Source organism: Gordonia sp. NPDC003429 (genome assembly GCF_053588575.1).
In genome coordinates, this window is record NZ_JBSFQF010000012.1 from 112,321 (window position 1) to 125,861 (window position 13,541).

The window sequence follows — 13,541 nt, forward strand, 5'->3', positions numbered from 1 at the left end:
TGCCCAGTGCCGTAGGCTGGCGAGCCGTGACCGACCCGACATCAGCCGATCAGCGGATCGAGCGCCGTACCCGGCTGCTCGCCGCGGCGGCGGTGTCGCTGCAAGCGCTCTCCGACATCCTGGTTCCGTTGGGTACCCGATTCGCCGCCGCCGGGCACGAACTCCACCTGGTGGGCGGGTCGGTGCGCGACGCGGTGCTCGGTCGTCTGGGCAACGACCTCGACTTCACCACCGACGCCCGTCCCGATGCCATCACGGCACTGCTGGCCGGGTGGGCCGACGCCGTGTGGGACACCGGCATCGAATTCGGCACCGTGAGCGCACGCCGCGGCGACATGATGATCGAGATCACCACCTACCGCGCCGACACCTACGACCGGGTGGGCCGCAACCCGCAGGTCACCTTCGGTGATTCCCTCGACGGCGACCTGGTGCGACGCGACTTCACCATCAACGCCATGTCGGTGGCCATCGGCCCCGACGGACCCGCCGACTTCCACGATCCGCTCGACGGGATGAGCGCGTTGCTGGCCGGGATCATCGACACACCCGCCACGCCGCAGGAATCCTTCGACGACGATCCGCTGCGCATGCTGCGGGCGGTGCGTTTCGTCTCCCAGCTGGGGTTTTCGCCGGCCCCGCGGGTGTTCGACGCGATCGCGGAGATGAGCGGGCAGATCGAGCGCATCACGCCCGAACGGGTGCGCACCGAACTCGACAAGACGATCCTCGGTGACCACCCGATCGAGGCGATCGACGTGATGGTGGAGACCGGGCTCGCGCAGCGGGTGCTGCCCGAGGTGCCGGGGATGAAACTCACCATCGACGAGCATCACCAGCACAAGGACGTCTACCAGCATTCGCTGACGGTGCTGGCGCAGGCGATCGACCTCGAGGAGGGTGACCCCGACCTGGTGCTGAGGTGGGCGGCCCTGCTCCACGACATCGGCAAACCGGCCACCCGCCGCCACGAGCCCGACGGCGGCGTGAGTTTTCATCACCACGAGGTGGTGGGCGCCAAGATGGTGCGCAAGCGGTTGCGGGCGCTGAAGTATCCGAAGGCGGTGACCGAGGACATCGCCACGCTGGTCTTCTTACATCTGCGGTTCCACGGGTACGGGGAGGGCCGGTGGACGGATTCGGCGGTACGCCGCTACGTGAACGACGCCGGGCCGCTGCTCGACCGACTCAACAAGCTGGTGCGCGCGGACTGCACCACGCGTAACAAGCGGCGCGCGCGTCGGCTGCAGCAGAACTACGACCATCTCGAGCAGCGCATCGCGCACCTGCAGGCGGCCGAGGATCTGCAGAGGGTGCGACCCGACATCGACGGCAACGAGATCATGGAGTTGCTCGACGTGCCGCCCGGGCCGGTGGTGGGTCAGGCGTGGCGGTATCTCAAGGAGTTGCGTCTCGACCGCGGCCCGCTGTCGCACGAGGAGGCCGTCGACGCGCTGCGCGAGTGGTGGGCGCAGCGCGGCGATCAGTGAGCCGTCGGCGCCAGGATGCGGGTGGCCCGCGGTACCACGTCGAACACCGCGGGCAGCGTGCCGAGCAGATCACCGTCGAGTGACACCTCGGCCGGCGGGTCGCCGTAGAGTTCCACCTCCCGGCCGCGCAGGGTGCGCACCATCGGGAGATCGGAGTGCTTTCCCGCGCGGAGCCGGGCCAGCGCCCGGGCGAAGGCGAAACGGGCGAAGTGCCGGGGACGCAGCGCCACGGTGATCTCGAAGAGGCCGTCGTCCATGCGGGCGTCCGGGGCGATCGGTAGTCCGCCGCCGTAGGAGGTGGTGTTGGCGATCGCGGTGAACGCCACGTCTTCCTCGAGTTCGGCGTCGTCCACACGCACCTGGTAGTGGTGGTTGTTGAGTGCGGGCAGCTGCCGCAGTGCGGCCACCGTGTAGCGGGATTGTCCACTGGGCCAAGACATTTCCCCGGCGCGGGCAGCCACTGCGGCGTCGAATCCGGTGGCGGCGATGGTGGCGAACACGGCGGTGGTGCCGTCGGCGAAGGTGGCGCGGCCCAGATCGAGGAAGCGGCACCGTCCGGCGAGGATGATGTCGATCGCGCCGTCGACGTCGTCGAGCGGGATGCCGAGATTGCGCGCGGTGTCGTTGCCGCTGCCGGCGGGGATCAATCCGATCGGGGTGCCGGTGCCCATCGCCGCTTCGAGTACCACGCGCAACGTGCCGTCACCGCCGATCACCGCGAGCGCATCGGTGTCGGTACGCGCGGCCTTACCCGCCAGATCTGCGGTGGCGTCACTGGTCTCGCCCATCAGGAGCTCGAAGCTCACACCGCGTGCGGTGAGCGCGTGGGCCGTCTCGGCCGCGATGCGCCGCCCCGCGCCGTGCCGTGAGGTCGGATTCGCGATGACGGTGACATGCGAGAAATCGGACATGGGATCAGTAGCCCATCGTGCGCAGGGCGTCGGCGAGGTCGTCGAGTTGCCCACGTGTCACGTCGAGGTGCGGACTGATCCGCAGGACGGGTTCGTCACCGGCGAGTGGGGCGCGCCAGGAGTCGGCGGCGGTCACCAGGATGCCGATGTCGAAGAGTTTGTCGCGCGCCGCGTGGACGTCGGCGGACTGCCATCCGGGCGGCGGCGCCAGGGTGACGAGTGCGGACGGTTCGTCGATCGGCTCGCGGACCTCCCAGCTCCCGATGCCGTCGAGGCGTTCGCGAACCGCGCGGCCGATGGCGGCGAGTTCGCGGAACACCCGTTGCTGCCCGGTCTGCAGGATCTCCGACACCGCCACCCCGAGTCCGAGCCGCCCGGCGACGAATGCCTCGGAACTGTCGATGTCCACGTGGCGCAGCGCGTCGCGGCGGACCGCGACGAATCCCACACCGCGCGGACCGGTCAGCCATTTGCGGCTGGTTCCGTAGACGACGTCGGCCCCGGTCACGGTGGGTACGTGGCCGGCGGACTGGGCCATGTCGACCACCACCGGCACTCCCGCGGCGTGGGCGATCTCCACGATGCGGGTGACCGGCTGCACCGCACCCGACATCGACCCGATCTGGCACACGTGGATGAAGTCGGGCTGCTCGAACTGCAGCATGTTCTCCAGTGCGTCGGTGTCGACGTGGCCGTACACGTCGCCGTCGGGCATCGCGCGCACCCCGTATCCGCGGCGTTCGAACTCCACCAGGTTCGGACCGAACTCGTTCTTGGCCACCCACACCGTCGACGACACCGGCAGGCTCCAGTGGGTCAGCAGCGCGCGCAGGGCCGCCCGCGCGCTCTCCCGGAAGGAGAGTTCGTCGCTGGTGTGGCCGATGAGTTGGGCCAGATCGCGTTTGTCGCGGGTGATCTCGGCGGCCCGGTCGTCGGCGGCGACATACGATCCGCGTTCGGCCTCGCGCCACAGGTGCGCTGAGATGGTGCCGATCACGGCGTTCGACGACCGCCCGGCCGACGCCGAGTCGAGGTGGGTGACGGCCGGGTTGATGCGCGCCCGGTGAAACTGCTCGCCGAGGTCACTCACATACATAGGGCAAAACCTACCGCGATCGGGAACCCCGGGAGTGCCCGGATGCGTCTGACCGACATGGATTTGATGATCGAGTATGTGTTCGGCACGGGCGACGGATCGTTGAGCCGCTGGTCGAGCGTGGCCGATGTCGACGTCGACGGTGACGGCACGTTCGACGGTGTGCGTCTCGACTTCGACGGCGACGGGATCACCGACGACGTGCTCTGGGATTCCGACGGCGACGCGATCGCCGACGTGGTGGCCCTCGACGTGGACGACGACGGGGCGGGCGACCACTACTACCGCGATTCGGGCCGCGGCGTATGGGATGTGGCGCTCGACCCCGGGTCACCGGGTCCCGACAGGCCGGGTTCGGGGCGCGGACTCCCGGCACCCCAGACCCCTGGACCCCAGACGCCGCCTGCCGAGCGGCACCAACGTGTCGACACCGACGGTGACGGCCGCGTGGACGCGGAGATGGTGGGCACCGCCGACACCGCGCGTGCCCGGCGTCTGTACCTCGACACCGATGGCGACGGCGTCCTCGACACCGTCCTCGTCGACCGGGACGGCGACGGAGACGCCGACGTCGGCTACGACGCCGATGCCCCGGAGTTCCGGCGATGATCGTCGTGCGCGAGAGCGTCCGATCCGGTCGGGTGCGGCGCCGGATGCGCGCCGCGGTAGTGCGGGTGATCGCGGTGCGGCGGCGTGTGCAGCAGACGCACCACCAGCACGCCGACCAGGTAGATTCCCACCCCCACACCGACCAGTGCGGCGGAGCGGCCGTCGGGAGCGATCACGAATGCCGCGATGGCGACGGCGCCCACGTAGGCGATGTTGAACACCGCGTCCTGCACCGAGAACACCTGCCCGCGCACCTCGTCGGCGATGTCGACCTGCATCGCGGCGTCGCCGCACAGCTTGGTGACCTGCCCGATGAGTCCCAGCACGAATGCCGCCGCACAGAACACCGGCATGGAGAACGACAGCAGCGTCAGCTCGGCGACGGCACCCACCGACAGCGCGGCGATCAGCGTCGGGCGTCGGCCGATGCGGTCCACGGCGACCGGAGTGACGAACGCGGCGAGCAACGCGCCCGCGGCGGTGAAACCGATGACCATGCTCACCCGGTCGAGTCCGTCGCCGGAACCCGAATGCCGCGCCCACACGAGAATCATCAGGGTGTTCAGGCCGAACACCAGGCGGTGCGCGCCGATGGCGCTCAGCGCCGCCGCCACCGGGCGGCACCGGGCCACCGCGCGCGCCCCGTGCAGCAGTCCCACCGCCACCGCGTGGGCCGCCGACCGTCCCGGGTCGTCGGGATGATCGGGACCCAGTTGCAGCCGCGCGAAGCGGTGGGCGAGAGCCGCTGCGATCACCGCGAACGCAATCCCGGCGAGCATCGTGATGGCGCTGCCGTTGTTGTCGGAGCCCACCATCCCGCGCACTCCCACCGCCAGCACGGCGCCCAGCGAGAGCATGGCGCCGCCCAGGGTGGTGAACAACGCATTGGTCGCCACGATGACGTCACGTTCGGCCACGTGGGGCAGCGCCGCGGACAGGCCCGACGAGACGAAACGACTGGCCCCGGTCACCGCGAGCGCGCCGAACAGCACCACCATGTCGGGTGCGCCGCGGGCGATCGCCAGCGCCACCACACCGATGAGGAGACCACGAATCAGGTTGGCGTACAGCAGAACAGCCCGCCGATCCCAATGATCGAGGAGTGCGCCGGCGAACGGCCCGATCAGCGAGTAGGGCAGCAGCAGCACCGCGATTCCGCCGGCCACCGCCACCGGATCGGCGTGGCGTTCGGGATTGAACAGCACGCCACCGACGAGGGCGGCCTGAAAGATGCCGTCGGTGAGCTGGCTGGCGAGCCGTACTGCCAGCAGCCGCGGCAGACCGGGCGAATTGCGCAGCGACGAGACGAATACCCGCCACCGGCCATCCGTCTCCGGATCGGCTTCGGTCGAACGGGAGGTCACCGGATAAGAGTACCGACGGGGACGGCTCGGCATGCGATGATGGTCTTTGTGGGCGGCGGTGACAGCGCAGACGAATTTCCCCCGGACACCCCCGAGGGGCCGGGCGAGAATCCTGGCGCGTCCGGATCGGCCCGCGACATCGAGTCGGCGAACCGGGTGCGCCCGGGCACGCTGCTGATCGCGTCCACCGATCTCGACGAACCCACCTTCGCGCGGACGGTGATCTACGTCATCGAGCACAACGACGCGGGCAGCCTCGGCGTGATCCTCAACCGGATGAGCCAGACCGCGGTGCACAACCTGCTGCCGCAGTGGACCGACCTGTCGGCCACGCCGCAGGCGCTGTTCATCGGCGGGCCGGTGAAACAGGATGCGGCACTGTGCTTGGGCGTGATGCGCCACGGTGTGGACAGCGAACCGTTCAGCGCGCTGCGTCCGGTGTCGGGCCGGGTGGTGCTCGTCGACCTCGACGGCGACCCGGACGAACTCGCCGAGGTTCTCGAGGGTGTGCGCGTCTACGCCGGATATTCGGGATGGGGGATCGGCCAGCTCGACGCCGAACTCGAACAGGACAGCTGGCTGCTCGCGTCGGCACTGCCGCGTGACCTGCTGGCACCCGCCACCCGCGACGTGTGGTCGGATGTGCTGCGCCGCCAACCGTGGCCGATGCCGCTGCTGGCCACCCACCCGATCGACGTCAGCCAGAACTGACGTCCGCTAGGACCGGAGTCGGCCAGGACCGGCGTCAGCCAGAACCGGGGACGCCCACTTCTGTCCCGCACACCCGATACCGTGGTGTCGGTGAACCACATCGCCGACTGGTTGATCGACCAGGTCAGGTCGGTGCCGGTGTGGGCGGTGTACCTGATAGCCGGGGGAGCGGTGTTCCTCGAGACGGCGGTGGTGTTTGCCGGACTCATCATGCCGAGCGAGGCACTATTGCTCGCGGCAGGTGTGGCCGCGGCGGTCGGGCCGGCCAACATCGGAGTGCTCATCGCGGTGACGTGCGTGTGCGCGGTTGCCGGTGACGCGGCGGGTTTCCTGTTCGGGAAGGTGGGCGGACCGCGCCTGATGGAATCGTCGCTGGGGCGTCGCTTCGGCGAAGACCGCTGGGAGCGGGCGCGGGGCCGGGTCGAGGAAAGCGTCCTGATGGTCGCGGCGGGCCGATGGGTGGGCTACGTGCGGACCATCATGCCCCGCATCGCGGGCATGTCCGGGATGGGATTCACACGGTTCGGGGTGGCCGACGCGATAGGCGCGGTCAGCTGGGCGACCGCCGTCCTACTGGTCGGCTATTTCGCGGGGGCAGCCATCGGAGCGTCGGTGCTGGCCTACGTGGTGGTGGCCATCGTGGTGCTTGTCGTCGGCTGGTACGGAGTGCGCTGGTGGCGGCGACGGAGATCGGATGGGTAGATCCGGCGGGTGAATGCCGGGATCGTCACGCCGGGGTCAGGCCTGGGTTCGGCGTTCGAGCCCGCTCGGTGCGTCGTCGGCGGAGCAGATGCCGCGCAGCGTGCACGACGCGCAACTGTCGGTGCCGCAGTCCGATGCGGGCGTCGGAGCCTGCGAGTCCGCGCGTGAGGTGCCGGCGGCGTGGTCGATGCCTGCGTGGTCGATGCCTGCGCCGTCGATGCCTGCGCCGGCGACGCCGCCGTGGTCGTCCCCCGAACAGCAGCCGCAGCCGTCGTCGCCGCCCGGATCGGGTACCGAGTCGGCCGCATGCACCGCGTAGCCGCTCACCGCTCCCACCAGCACCACACCGGCGAACAACGCGACCAGGCCGAAGACGATCGACCATCCGCTGTCGACCACGAGCGTCAGGATGCCGCCGGCGGCGAGGATCACCGCGGCACCCAGGGTTCCCGGCGCGGCCACACGGTTGGCCACCCGGAACGCGTCGGCCGAGCGCATGGTGGAATCGGCGCGCACCCCGAACCACCGGTTACGTCCAAGCGCACCGCGCAGCCCGAGCACACCGACCACCGCCCAGAGTGCGGCAAGCACAAAGGCGCAGATCGCCACGACGATCGACACGACACTCACCCGATCACCATACGAGGGCCCGCACGTGACGTCGATTTCGGTGGCCCGATCGCACGAATTACCCTGGTGGCGTGAGTACTGCCGACGTTTCCTCGACCACCCCCGCCGACGCCGACGGCTCCGCCGCGACGACGCCCGGACACCGGTACACCGCAGAGCTGGCCGGCGAGATCGAGGCGCGCTGGCAGCGGGAGTGGGCGGACCGCCACGCCTACGAGGCCCCCAACCCGGTGGGCCCGTTGGCCGGCGACATGAGTGCCTTCGACGGCAGCGGACCCGACGCACCCGACAAGCTGTTCGTGCAGGACATGTTCCCGTACCCGTCGGGCGCCGGACTGCACGTCGGGCATCCCCTCGGTTTCATCGCGAGCGACGTCTTCGCCCGATACCAGCGCATGATCGGCAAGAATGTCCTGCACACCATGGGCTTCGATTCATTCGGGCTGCCCGCCGAGCAGTACGCGGTGCAGACCGGCACGCACCCGCGCACCACCACCGAAGCCAACATCTCCCGGTATCTCGGCCAGATCCGGCGCCTGGGCCTCGGCCACGACGAGCGGCGACGGGTGGCCACCACCGACGTCTCGTTCTATCGGTGGACGCAGTGGATCTTCCTGCAGATCTACAACGCCTGGTACGACGAGGACGCGGGCCGCGCGCGCCGCGTCGACGAGCTCATCGCCGAATTCGATTCCGGCGCAAGGCCACTCGACGACGGGCGAGTGTGGGCTGAGCTGTCGACGACGGATCGGGCAGCCGTCGTCGACTCCTATCGGCTTGTCTACCTGAGTGATTCGCTGGTCAACTGGTGCCCCGGACTGGGCACGGTGCTGGCCAACGAGGAGGTCACCGCCGACGGGCGCAGCGACCGCGGCAACTTTCCCGTCTTCCGTAAGCACCTGCGGCAGTGGATGATGCGCATCACCGCCTACTCCGACCGGTTACTCGACGACCTCGATCTGCTGGATTGGCCGGAGAAGGTCAAGACCATGCAGCGCAACTGGATCGGTCGCTCCCGCGGCGCGCAGGTGGGGTTCCCGGTACCCGGTATTCCCGGCGCCGGGAGTGCAGCGAGCGGTCCGGAATCGGGCGCCGACGCGGTGATCGACGTCTTCACCACGCGCCCGGACACCCTGTTCGGCGCCACCTACATGGTGCTCGCCCCCGAGCATCCGCTGGTCGACCGTCTCACCGCCGCGCAGTGGCCGGCGGGCACCGACGAGCGGTGGACCGGGGCGGCGGCGAGTCCGGCCGAGGCCATCGCCGCCTACCGCGCGTCGATCGCGGCCAAGTCGGATCTCGAACGGCAGGAGAACAAGGAGAAGACCGGTGTGTTCACCGGCACCTTCGCCACCAATCCGGTCAACGGCGAGGCCGTTCCGGTGTTCATCGCCGACTACGTGCTGATGGGGTACGGCACCGGCGCCATCATGGCGGTGCCCGCCCACGACACCCGCGACCACGAGTTCGCCTCGGCCTTCGGCCTGCCGATCGTCGAGGTGATCGGCTCCGCCGACGGCGTGGCCGACAAGGCGTACGTCGGTGACGGTCCCGCCGTGAACTCGGGGTTCCTCGACGGGATGCGGGTGGATGAGGCGAAGGCCGCGATCATCGAGTGGCTCGAGCAGCACGGCGCGGGCCACGGCACCGTGCAGTACAAGTTGCGGGACTGGCTGTTCGCGCGGCAACGCTACTGGGGCGAACCGTTCCCCATCGTCTACGACGAGGACGGGCACGCCCATGCGCTGCCCGAATCGATGCTCCCCATCGAGCTTCCGGAGGTCGACGACTACGCGCCGGTGTCCTTCGACCCCGACGACGCCGACAGCGAGCCGTCCCCGCCGCTGGCCAAGGCCACCGAGTGGATCACCGTCGAACTCGATCTCGGCGACGGCGTCAAGACCTATCGGCGCGACGCCAACGTGATGCCGCAGTGGGCGGGAAGCTCGTGGTACCAGTTGCGCTACATCGACCCGACCGATGAGAAGGAGTTCTGCGCCAAGGAGAACGAGGCCTACTGGATGGGTCCGCGACCGGCGTTGCACGGGGAGAACGATCCGGGTGGACTCGACCTCTACATCGGCGGCGTGGAACACGCGGTGCTGCACCTGCTGTATTCGCGGTTCTGGCACAAGGTGCTCTTCGACCTGGGCTACGTCACCAGCCGCGAGCCGTACCGAAAGCTGTTCAACCAGGGGATGATCCAGGCCTTCGCCTACACCGATTCACGCGGCATCTACGTGCCCGCCGAAGAGGTCGCCGAACGCGACGGAGGGTTCTTCTACGGCGACGAGAAGGTGACCCAGGAGTACGGCAAGATGGGCAAGTCGCTCAAGAACTCGGTGACCCCCGACGACATCGCCGCCGATTACGGTGCCGACACCTTGCGCGTGTACGAGATGTTCATGGGTCCGCTCGATCAGTCGCGGCCCTGGGCCACCAAGGATGTCGTTGGCTCGCAACGCTTTCTGCAGCGCATCTGGCGACTGGTGGTCGGCGAGGAGTCGGGCGCGGTGCGGGTCACCGACGACGCACTCGACGATGAGACGCTTCGGTTGCTGCACAAGACGATTGCCGGCGTCCGCGAGGACTTCGGCGGATTGCGCGACAACACCGCCGTGGCCAAGCTGACCGTGCTGGCCAATCACCTCACCAAGCAGTTCGAGTCCGGTGCCCCGCGCGCGGCCGTCGAACCGCTGGTGCTGATGCTGGCGCCGCTCGCCCCGCACATCGCCGAGGAACTGTGGTCGCGCCTGGGCCACGACGAACTGCTGGTGCGCGGTCCGTTCCCGGTGGCCGACGAGCAGTGGCTGGTGGAGGATTCGATCGAGATCCCCATCCAGGTGAAGGGCAAAGTGCGCAGCCGCGTGACCGTTCCCGCCGACGCCGACGAGGCCACGGTGCGCGCGGTCGCACTGGCCGACGCGAAGATCGTGGCACTCCTCGACGGCGAGCCGCGCAAGGTGATCGTCGTGCCCGGCCGCATGGTCAACGTCGTTCCCTGACGCCGGGCCGGGTGCTCGTCGGCGTCACTTGGGTGGCAGTTTGCGGGCGTGGTCGGCGCCGATGGTGACCCAGCGGCGCAGCTGGCGTTCGGTGCGGATGCCGTCGGCCGAGACGCGCAGCCACCCTCGCGCGTGTCTTCCGGACATGATCATCGGCTCGGTGTGGGCGTGTTCGAGCAGCGACTCGGTGATCTCGGCGGGAACCCGCACCATGAGTCCGCCGTGGCCGCTGGCGGCGACCGCCATGTTGCCGTTCACCAGAAACGCCAGCCCACCGAACATCGACTTCTCGCGCAGGTCCGGCTCGCTGGTGAGCAGCGCCCGGATCCGGTGTGCGAGGTCCTCGTCGTAGGCCACCTGTCGATTGTGCACCGCCGGGTGTGGAAGCCGGGGCTTGGAAAAGAACTTACTCAACAGTAAGATGTGCGCATGGCGATCAACCTGGAGCTCCCGAAGAAGTATGATTCCGCGGTCGAGCAGGCGCATCTGGCGGCCGAGCACCTCTTCCGGCCGATCTCACGCACCTACGACCTTGCTGAGCACGAGTACCCCAAGGAGCTCGACGAGCTGGGCAAACTGGCCGCGCAGGCCCGCGCGAAGGCACGTGAGGCCGACGCCGCGGACAAATCGTCGGGGCCGAAGGCGGGCGTGGTCAACGGCGCGAACATCCGCGGCGTGCTCCACGGTGTGGAGATGAGCTGGGGAGACGTCGCCCTGATGCTGTCGATCCCGCAACAGGGTCTGGGCAACGCCGCGATCGCCGCGGTGGCCAATCCCGAGCAGCTCGAGAGGTTCTCCGACGTCTGGGCGTCGATGGCGATCACCGAGCCGAGTTTCGGGTCCGATTCGGCGGCCGTGTCGACCACCGCCACCCTCGACGGCGACGAGTATGTCCTCAACGGTGAGAAGATCTTCGTCACCGCGGGCTCCCGCGCCGACCACGTCGTCGTGTGGGCCACCGTCGACAAGAGCGCCGGACGGGCCGCCATCAAGAGTTTCGTGGTCCCCATGGACACCGAGGGTGTGTCCGTGGCGCGCCTGGAACACAAGCTCGGTATCAAGGCGTCCGACACCGCCGTGCTTCGCTTCGAGAACGCCCGGGTGCCCGCCGACAACCTGCTGGGCTCCCCGGAGGTGGACACCAAGAAGGCCTTCGCCGGTGTGATGCAGACCTTCGACAACACCCGCCCGCTGGTCGCCGCGATGGCGATCGGGGTGGGTCGCGCCGCGCTCGAGGAACTGCGCAGCCTCATCGAGGGCGCCGGACACACCATCGACTACGACCAGCCCGCGGCCGCACAGCATGCGGCGGTGGCCGACTTCATCCGACTCGAATCCGATTGGGAGGCATCCTGGTTGCTCGCCATCCGCGCGGCGTGGATGGCCGACAACAAGCAGCCGAACTCGCTGGAGGCGTCGATGTCGAAGGCCAAGGCCGGGCGCACCGTCACCGACATCACCAACAAGGCCGTCGAGATCGGTGCCACCGCAGGCTATTCCGAGACCGGACTACTGGAGAAGTGGGCCCGCGACGCCAAGATCCTCGACATCTTCGAGGGCACCCAGCAGATCCAGCAGCTGATCATCGCTCGGCGCCTGCTCGGCAAGTCGAGCGCCGACCTCAAGTAGTGGGACCCTCGACGGGTCTGCGGCGCGGGATCGGTCAGCGCAGCAGGCGATCACGCAACCGGTCCTCGTGATCGAGGCGTTGCGCGTCGCGTCGTCGGCGTTCGGCGGCGATGGCGAACAGCACATCGCTTCGTGGGGCATCCGGTGGCGGGGCGGGAGCGACGAACGGTGCGACGGCGAAGGTGAGTCGGACGGCGAGTGCGTCGCGGGACTCCGGCCGCAGGCCGGGTGCGCGCTGGCCGAATTGCCGCAGCAGCAGTCCGAGATGGTTCGGCAGCGAGGCGATGTCGGCGGTGCGCGCCCACGATTCCAGCGCGGGCGGCATCGGCACCGGGTCGGTGAGTACCAGGGTGAAACGGTCGCGGATCACGTAGGTGCCCGCCACCAGGTCGCCCACACGTTTGCCCCGGCGGCTGCCCGCGGCGCACACGAGTGCGGGCACCCCGAACATCATGTAGATCTCCACCACGCCCACCAGCGCGCGGGTCAGTGCATGGCGGAAACGGATCGGCCCGGCGTCGTCGCGAACGGTCCGCAGGCCCAGCGCGTAGTGGCCCAACGTCTTTCCGTGCGTCACGGTTTCCAGGGTGGTGGGAATGGCGACCAACGCCACCATCGACGACAGCGCGAGTAATCCGTAGAGCAGCGCGGTGTCGACACCGAACGCCAAGCGGAACGACAGCCACGTCAACAGGATCAGGATCAGCACCGACACGACGACGTCGATCAGCCCCGACAAGATGCGCAGACCGAGGGAGGCCGCGGGCAGATCGAGGGCGACGGCCTCGCCGGACACGAGATCGTTGCGGCCGACCCCGACCGTCGCCGACGCATACATGACGATCAGCGTAACGTCGTACGGGGCGTAGCGGTACATGCTGCTCCACGCGAATGACCCTCAGACCGTCACGACCCCTTCTGCGCGGTGCCTTGGAATCAGCTGGCGTGGTGAATGCGCACTATGTCGGTTCCCTCGTTGGTGCGAATGTAGGTGAGGTGGGCGTGGGTGTATTCGTGTGTGATCAGTGAGATTTTCAGCGCGGATTCCACCGTGGATTCGCATTCTTGTGTGAACCCATCCGGCGATCTGGGTTCATCTGGCGGGCCCTGCCACGACTGATCGGGCGGATCGTTTGTTGACGCCGGATCGTATGGTGGCAAGTCCTGCTCGTGTGGCACATCCTTCTCGGGTGGCGAATCTTGCTGTGGTGGGCCGTGGATGTCGGCGCGGACGGCATCGAGTGTGTCGGCGAAGACGGTGCCGATGTCGGGGTGGCGGTTGATGTGTTCGGGGTTGGCGGGCATGCCGGGGTGGGTGTTGAGTTGCCAGGCCACGCGGCCGGTGTCGGGGCCGTCGTCGATGATGCGGGTGGTGTATTGGCCGGGGTTGGGGC

The 13,541-nt window shown here is 68.7% G+C and carries 12 protein-coding genes and 1 pseudogene; 6 read left to right on the forward strand and 7 right to left on the reverse strand.

The genetic code is table 11. The features are described from left to right. Positions 1–26: 26 nt before the first annotated feature. Complete coding sequence (locus ACWDSI_RS15350; protein ID WP_449757059.1) at positions 27–1,490, forward strand: CCA tRNA nucleotidyltransferase; 1,464 nt, start codon at positions 27–29, stop codon at positions 1,488–1,490. Here the strand turns inward: ACWDSI_RS15350 and ACWDSI_RS15355 are convergent. Both ACWDSI_RS15355 and ACWDSI_RS15360 read right to left on the reverse strand, forming a co-directional pair. Then, entirely contained in the window at positions 1,484–2,401 is a 918-nt protein-coding gene (locus ACWDSI_RS15355; protein ID WP_449757060.1) for a diacylglycerol/lipid kinase family protein, read from the reverse strand. The genes ACWDSI_RS15350 and ACWDSI_RS15355 overlap by 7 nt on opposite strands. 4 nt (positions 2,402–2,405) lie before the next feature. Continuing rightward, entirely contained in the window at positions 2,406–3,497 is a 1,092-nt protein-coding gene (locus ACWDSI_RS15360; RefSeq protein WP_449747955.1) for an aminotransferase class V-fold PLP-dependent enzyme, read from the reverse strand. 42 nt (positions 3,498–3,539) lie between these two features. On the opposite strand from ACWDSI_RS15360, the gene ACWDSI_RS15365 reads away from it, so the two are divergent. Then, positions 3,540–4,106: a hypothetical protein gene (locus tag ACWDSI_RS15365; RefSeq protein WP_449747954.1), complete on the forward strand. Its 567-nt coding sequence runs from the start codon at positions 3,540–3,542 to the stop codon at positions 4,104–4,106. Here the strand turns inward: ACWDSI_RS15365 and ACWDSI_RS15370 are convergent. Next, entirely contained in the window at positions 4,073–5,470 is a 1,398-nt protein-coding gene (locus ACWDSI_RS15370) for an MFS transporter (protein WP_449747953.1), read from the reverse strand. The genes ACWDSI_RS15365 and ACWDSI_RS15370 overlap by 34 nt on opposite strands. A gap of 36 nt (positions 5,471–5,506) precedes the next feature. On the opposite strand from ACWDSI_RS15370, the gene ACWDSI_RS15375 reads away from it, so the two are divergent. Beyond that, on the forward strand, positions 5,507–6,181 hold the full coding sequence (locus ACWDSI_RS15375) for a YqgE/AlgH family protein (RefSeq protein ID WP_449747952.1): 675 nt from the start codon (positions 5,507–5,509) through the stop codon (positions 6,179–6,181). 90 nt (positions 6,182–6,271) lie between these two features. Further along, complete coding sequence (locus ACWDSI_RS15380) at positions 6,272–6,883, forward strand: DedA family protein (protein ID WP_449757061.1); 612 nt, start codon at positions 6,272–6,274, stop codon at positions 6,881–6,883. A gap of 36 nt (positions 6,884–6,919) precedes the next feature. Here ACWDSI_RS15380 and ACWDSI_RS15385 read toward each other — a convergent pair whose 3' ends face one another. Next, positions 6,920–7,513 carry an SdpI family protein gene (locus ACWDSI_RS15385; protein WP_449757062.1) on the reverse strand — a complete coding sequence of 198 codons (594 nt, stop codon included), beginning with the start codon at positions 7,511–7,513 and terminating at the stop codon, positions 6,920–6,922. A 71-nt stretch (positions 7,514–7,584) separates the two neighbouring features. Here ACWDSI_RS15385 and leuS point away from each other — a divergent pair, with 71 nt between their 5' ends. Next, positions 7,585–10,518 carry a leucine--tRNA ligase gene (leuS, locus tag ACWDSI_RS15390; RefSeq protein ID WP_449747949.1) on the forward strand — a complete coding sequence of 978 codons (2,934 nt, stop codon included), beginning with the start codon at positions 7,585–7,587 and terminating at the stop codon, positions 10,516–10,518. A 24-nt stretch (positions 10,519–10,542) separates the two neighbouring features. On the opposite strand, the gene ACWDSI_RS15395 is transcribed toward leuS, so the two are convergent. Continuing rightward, positions 10,543–10,875 (reverse strand): TfoX/Sxy family protein, encoded by a 333-nt coding sequence (locus tag ACWDSI_RS15395; protein ID WP_449747948.1) that lies wholly within the window; start codon positions 10,873–10,875, stop codon positions 10,543–10,545. Positions 10,876–10,947: 72 nt separating this feature from the next. On the opposite strand from ACWDSI_RS15395, the gene ACWDSI_RS15400 reads away from it, so the two are divergent. Next, the gene (locus tag ACWDSI_RS15400) at positions 10,948–12,147 is read left to right on the forward strand and encodes an acyl-CoA dehydrogenase family protein (RefSeq protein ID WP_449757063.1); all 1,200 of its coding nucleotides are present in this window, start codon (positions 10,948–10,950) and stop codon (positions 12,145–12,147) included. Positions 12,148–12,181: 34 nt separating this feature from the next. Here ACWDSI_RS15400 and ACWDSI_RS15405 read toward each other — a convergent pair whose 3' ends face one another. Together ACWDSI_RS15405 and ACWDSI_RS15410 are read right to left on the reverse strand one after the other, a co-directional pair. After that, positions 12,182–13,024, reverse strand: a complete 843-nt coding sequence (locus tag ACWDSI_RS15405) for an RDD family protein (protein ID WP_449757064.1) — start codon at positions 13,022–13,024, stop codon at positions 12,182–12,184. 59 nt (positions 13,025–13,083) lie between these two features. Next, positions 13,084–13,541, reverse strand: a pseudogene (locus ACWDSI_RS15410) (hypothetical protein); the annotation flags it as partial.

Coding starts and splice junctions, on each gene's coding strand:
- ACWDSI_RS15355 (WP_449757060.1), bottom strand. CDS start 2,401: ATGTCCGATTTCTCGCATGTCACCGTCATCGCGAATCCGACCTCACGG.
- ACWDSI_RS15360 (WP_449747955.1), bottom strand. CDS start 3,497: ATGTATGTGAGTGACCTCGGCGAGCAGTTTCACCGGGCGCGCATCAAC.
- ACWDSI_RS15365 (WP_449747954.1), top strand. CDS start 3,540: ATGCGTCTGACCGACATGGATTTGATGATCGAGTATGTGTTCGGCACG.
- ACWDSI_RS15375 (WP_449747952.1), top strand. CDS start 5,507: ATGATGGTCTTTGTGGGCGGCGGTGACAGCGCAGACGAATTTCCCCCG.
- ACWDSI_RS15400 (WP_449757063.1), top strand. CDS start 10,948: ATGGCGATCAACCTGGAGCTCCCGAAGAAGTATGATTCCGCGGTCGAG.
- ACWDSI_RS15405 (WP_449757064.1), bottom strand. CDS start 13,024: ATGTACCGCTACGCCCCGTACGACGTTACGCTGATCGTCATGTATGCG.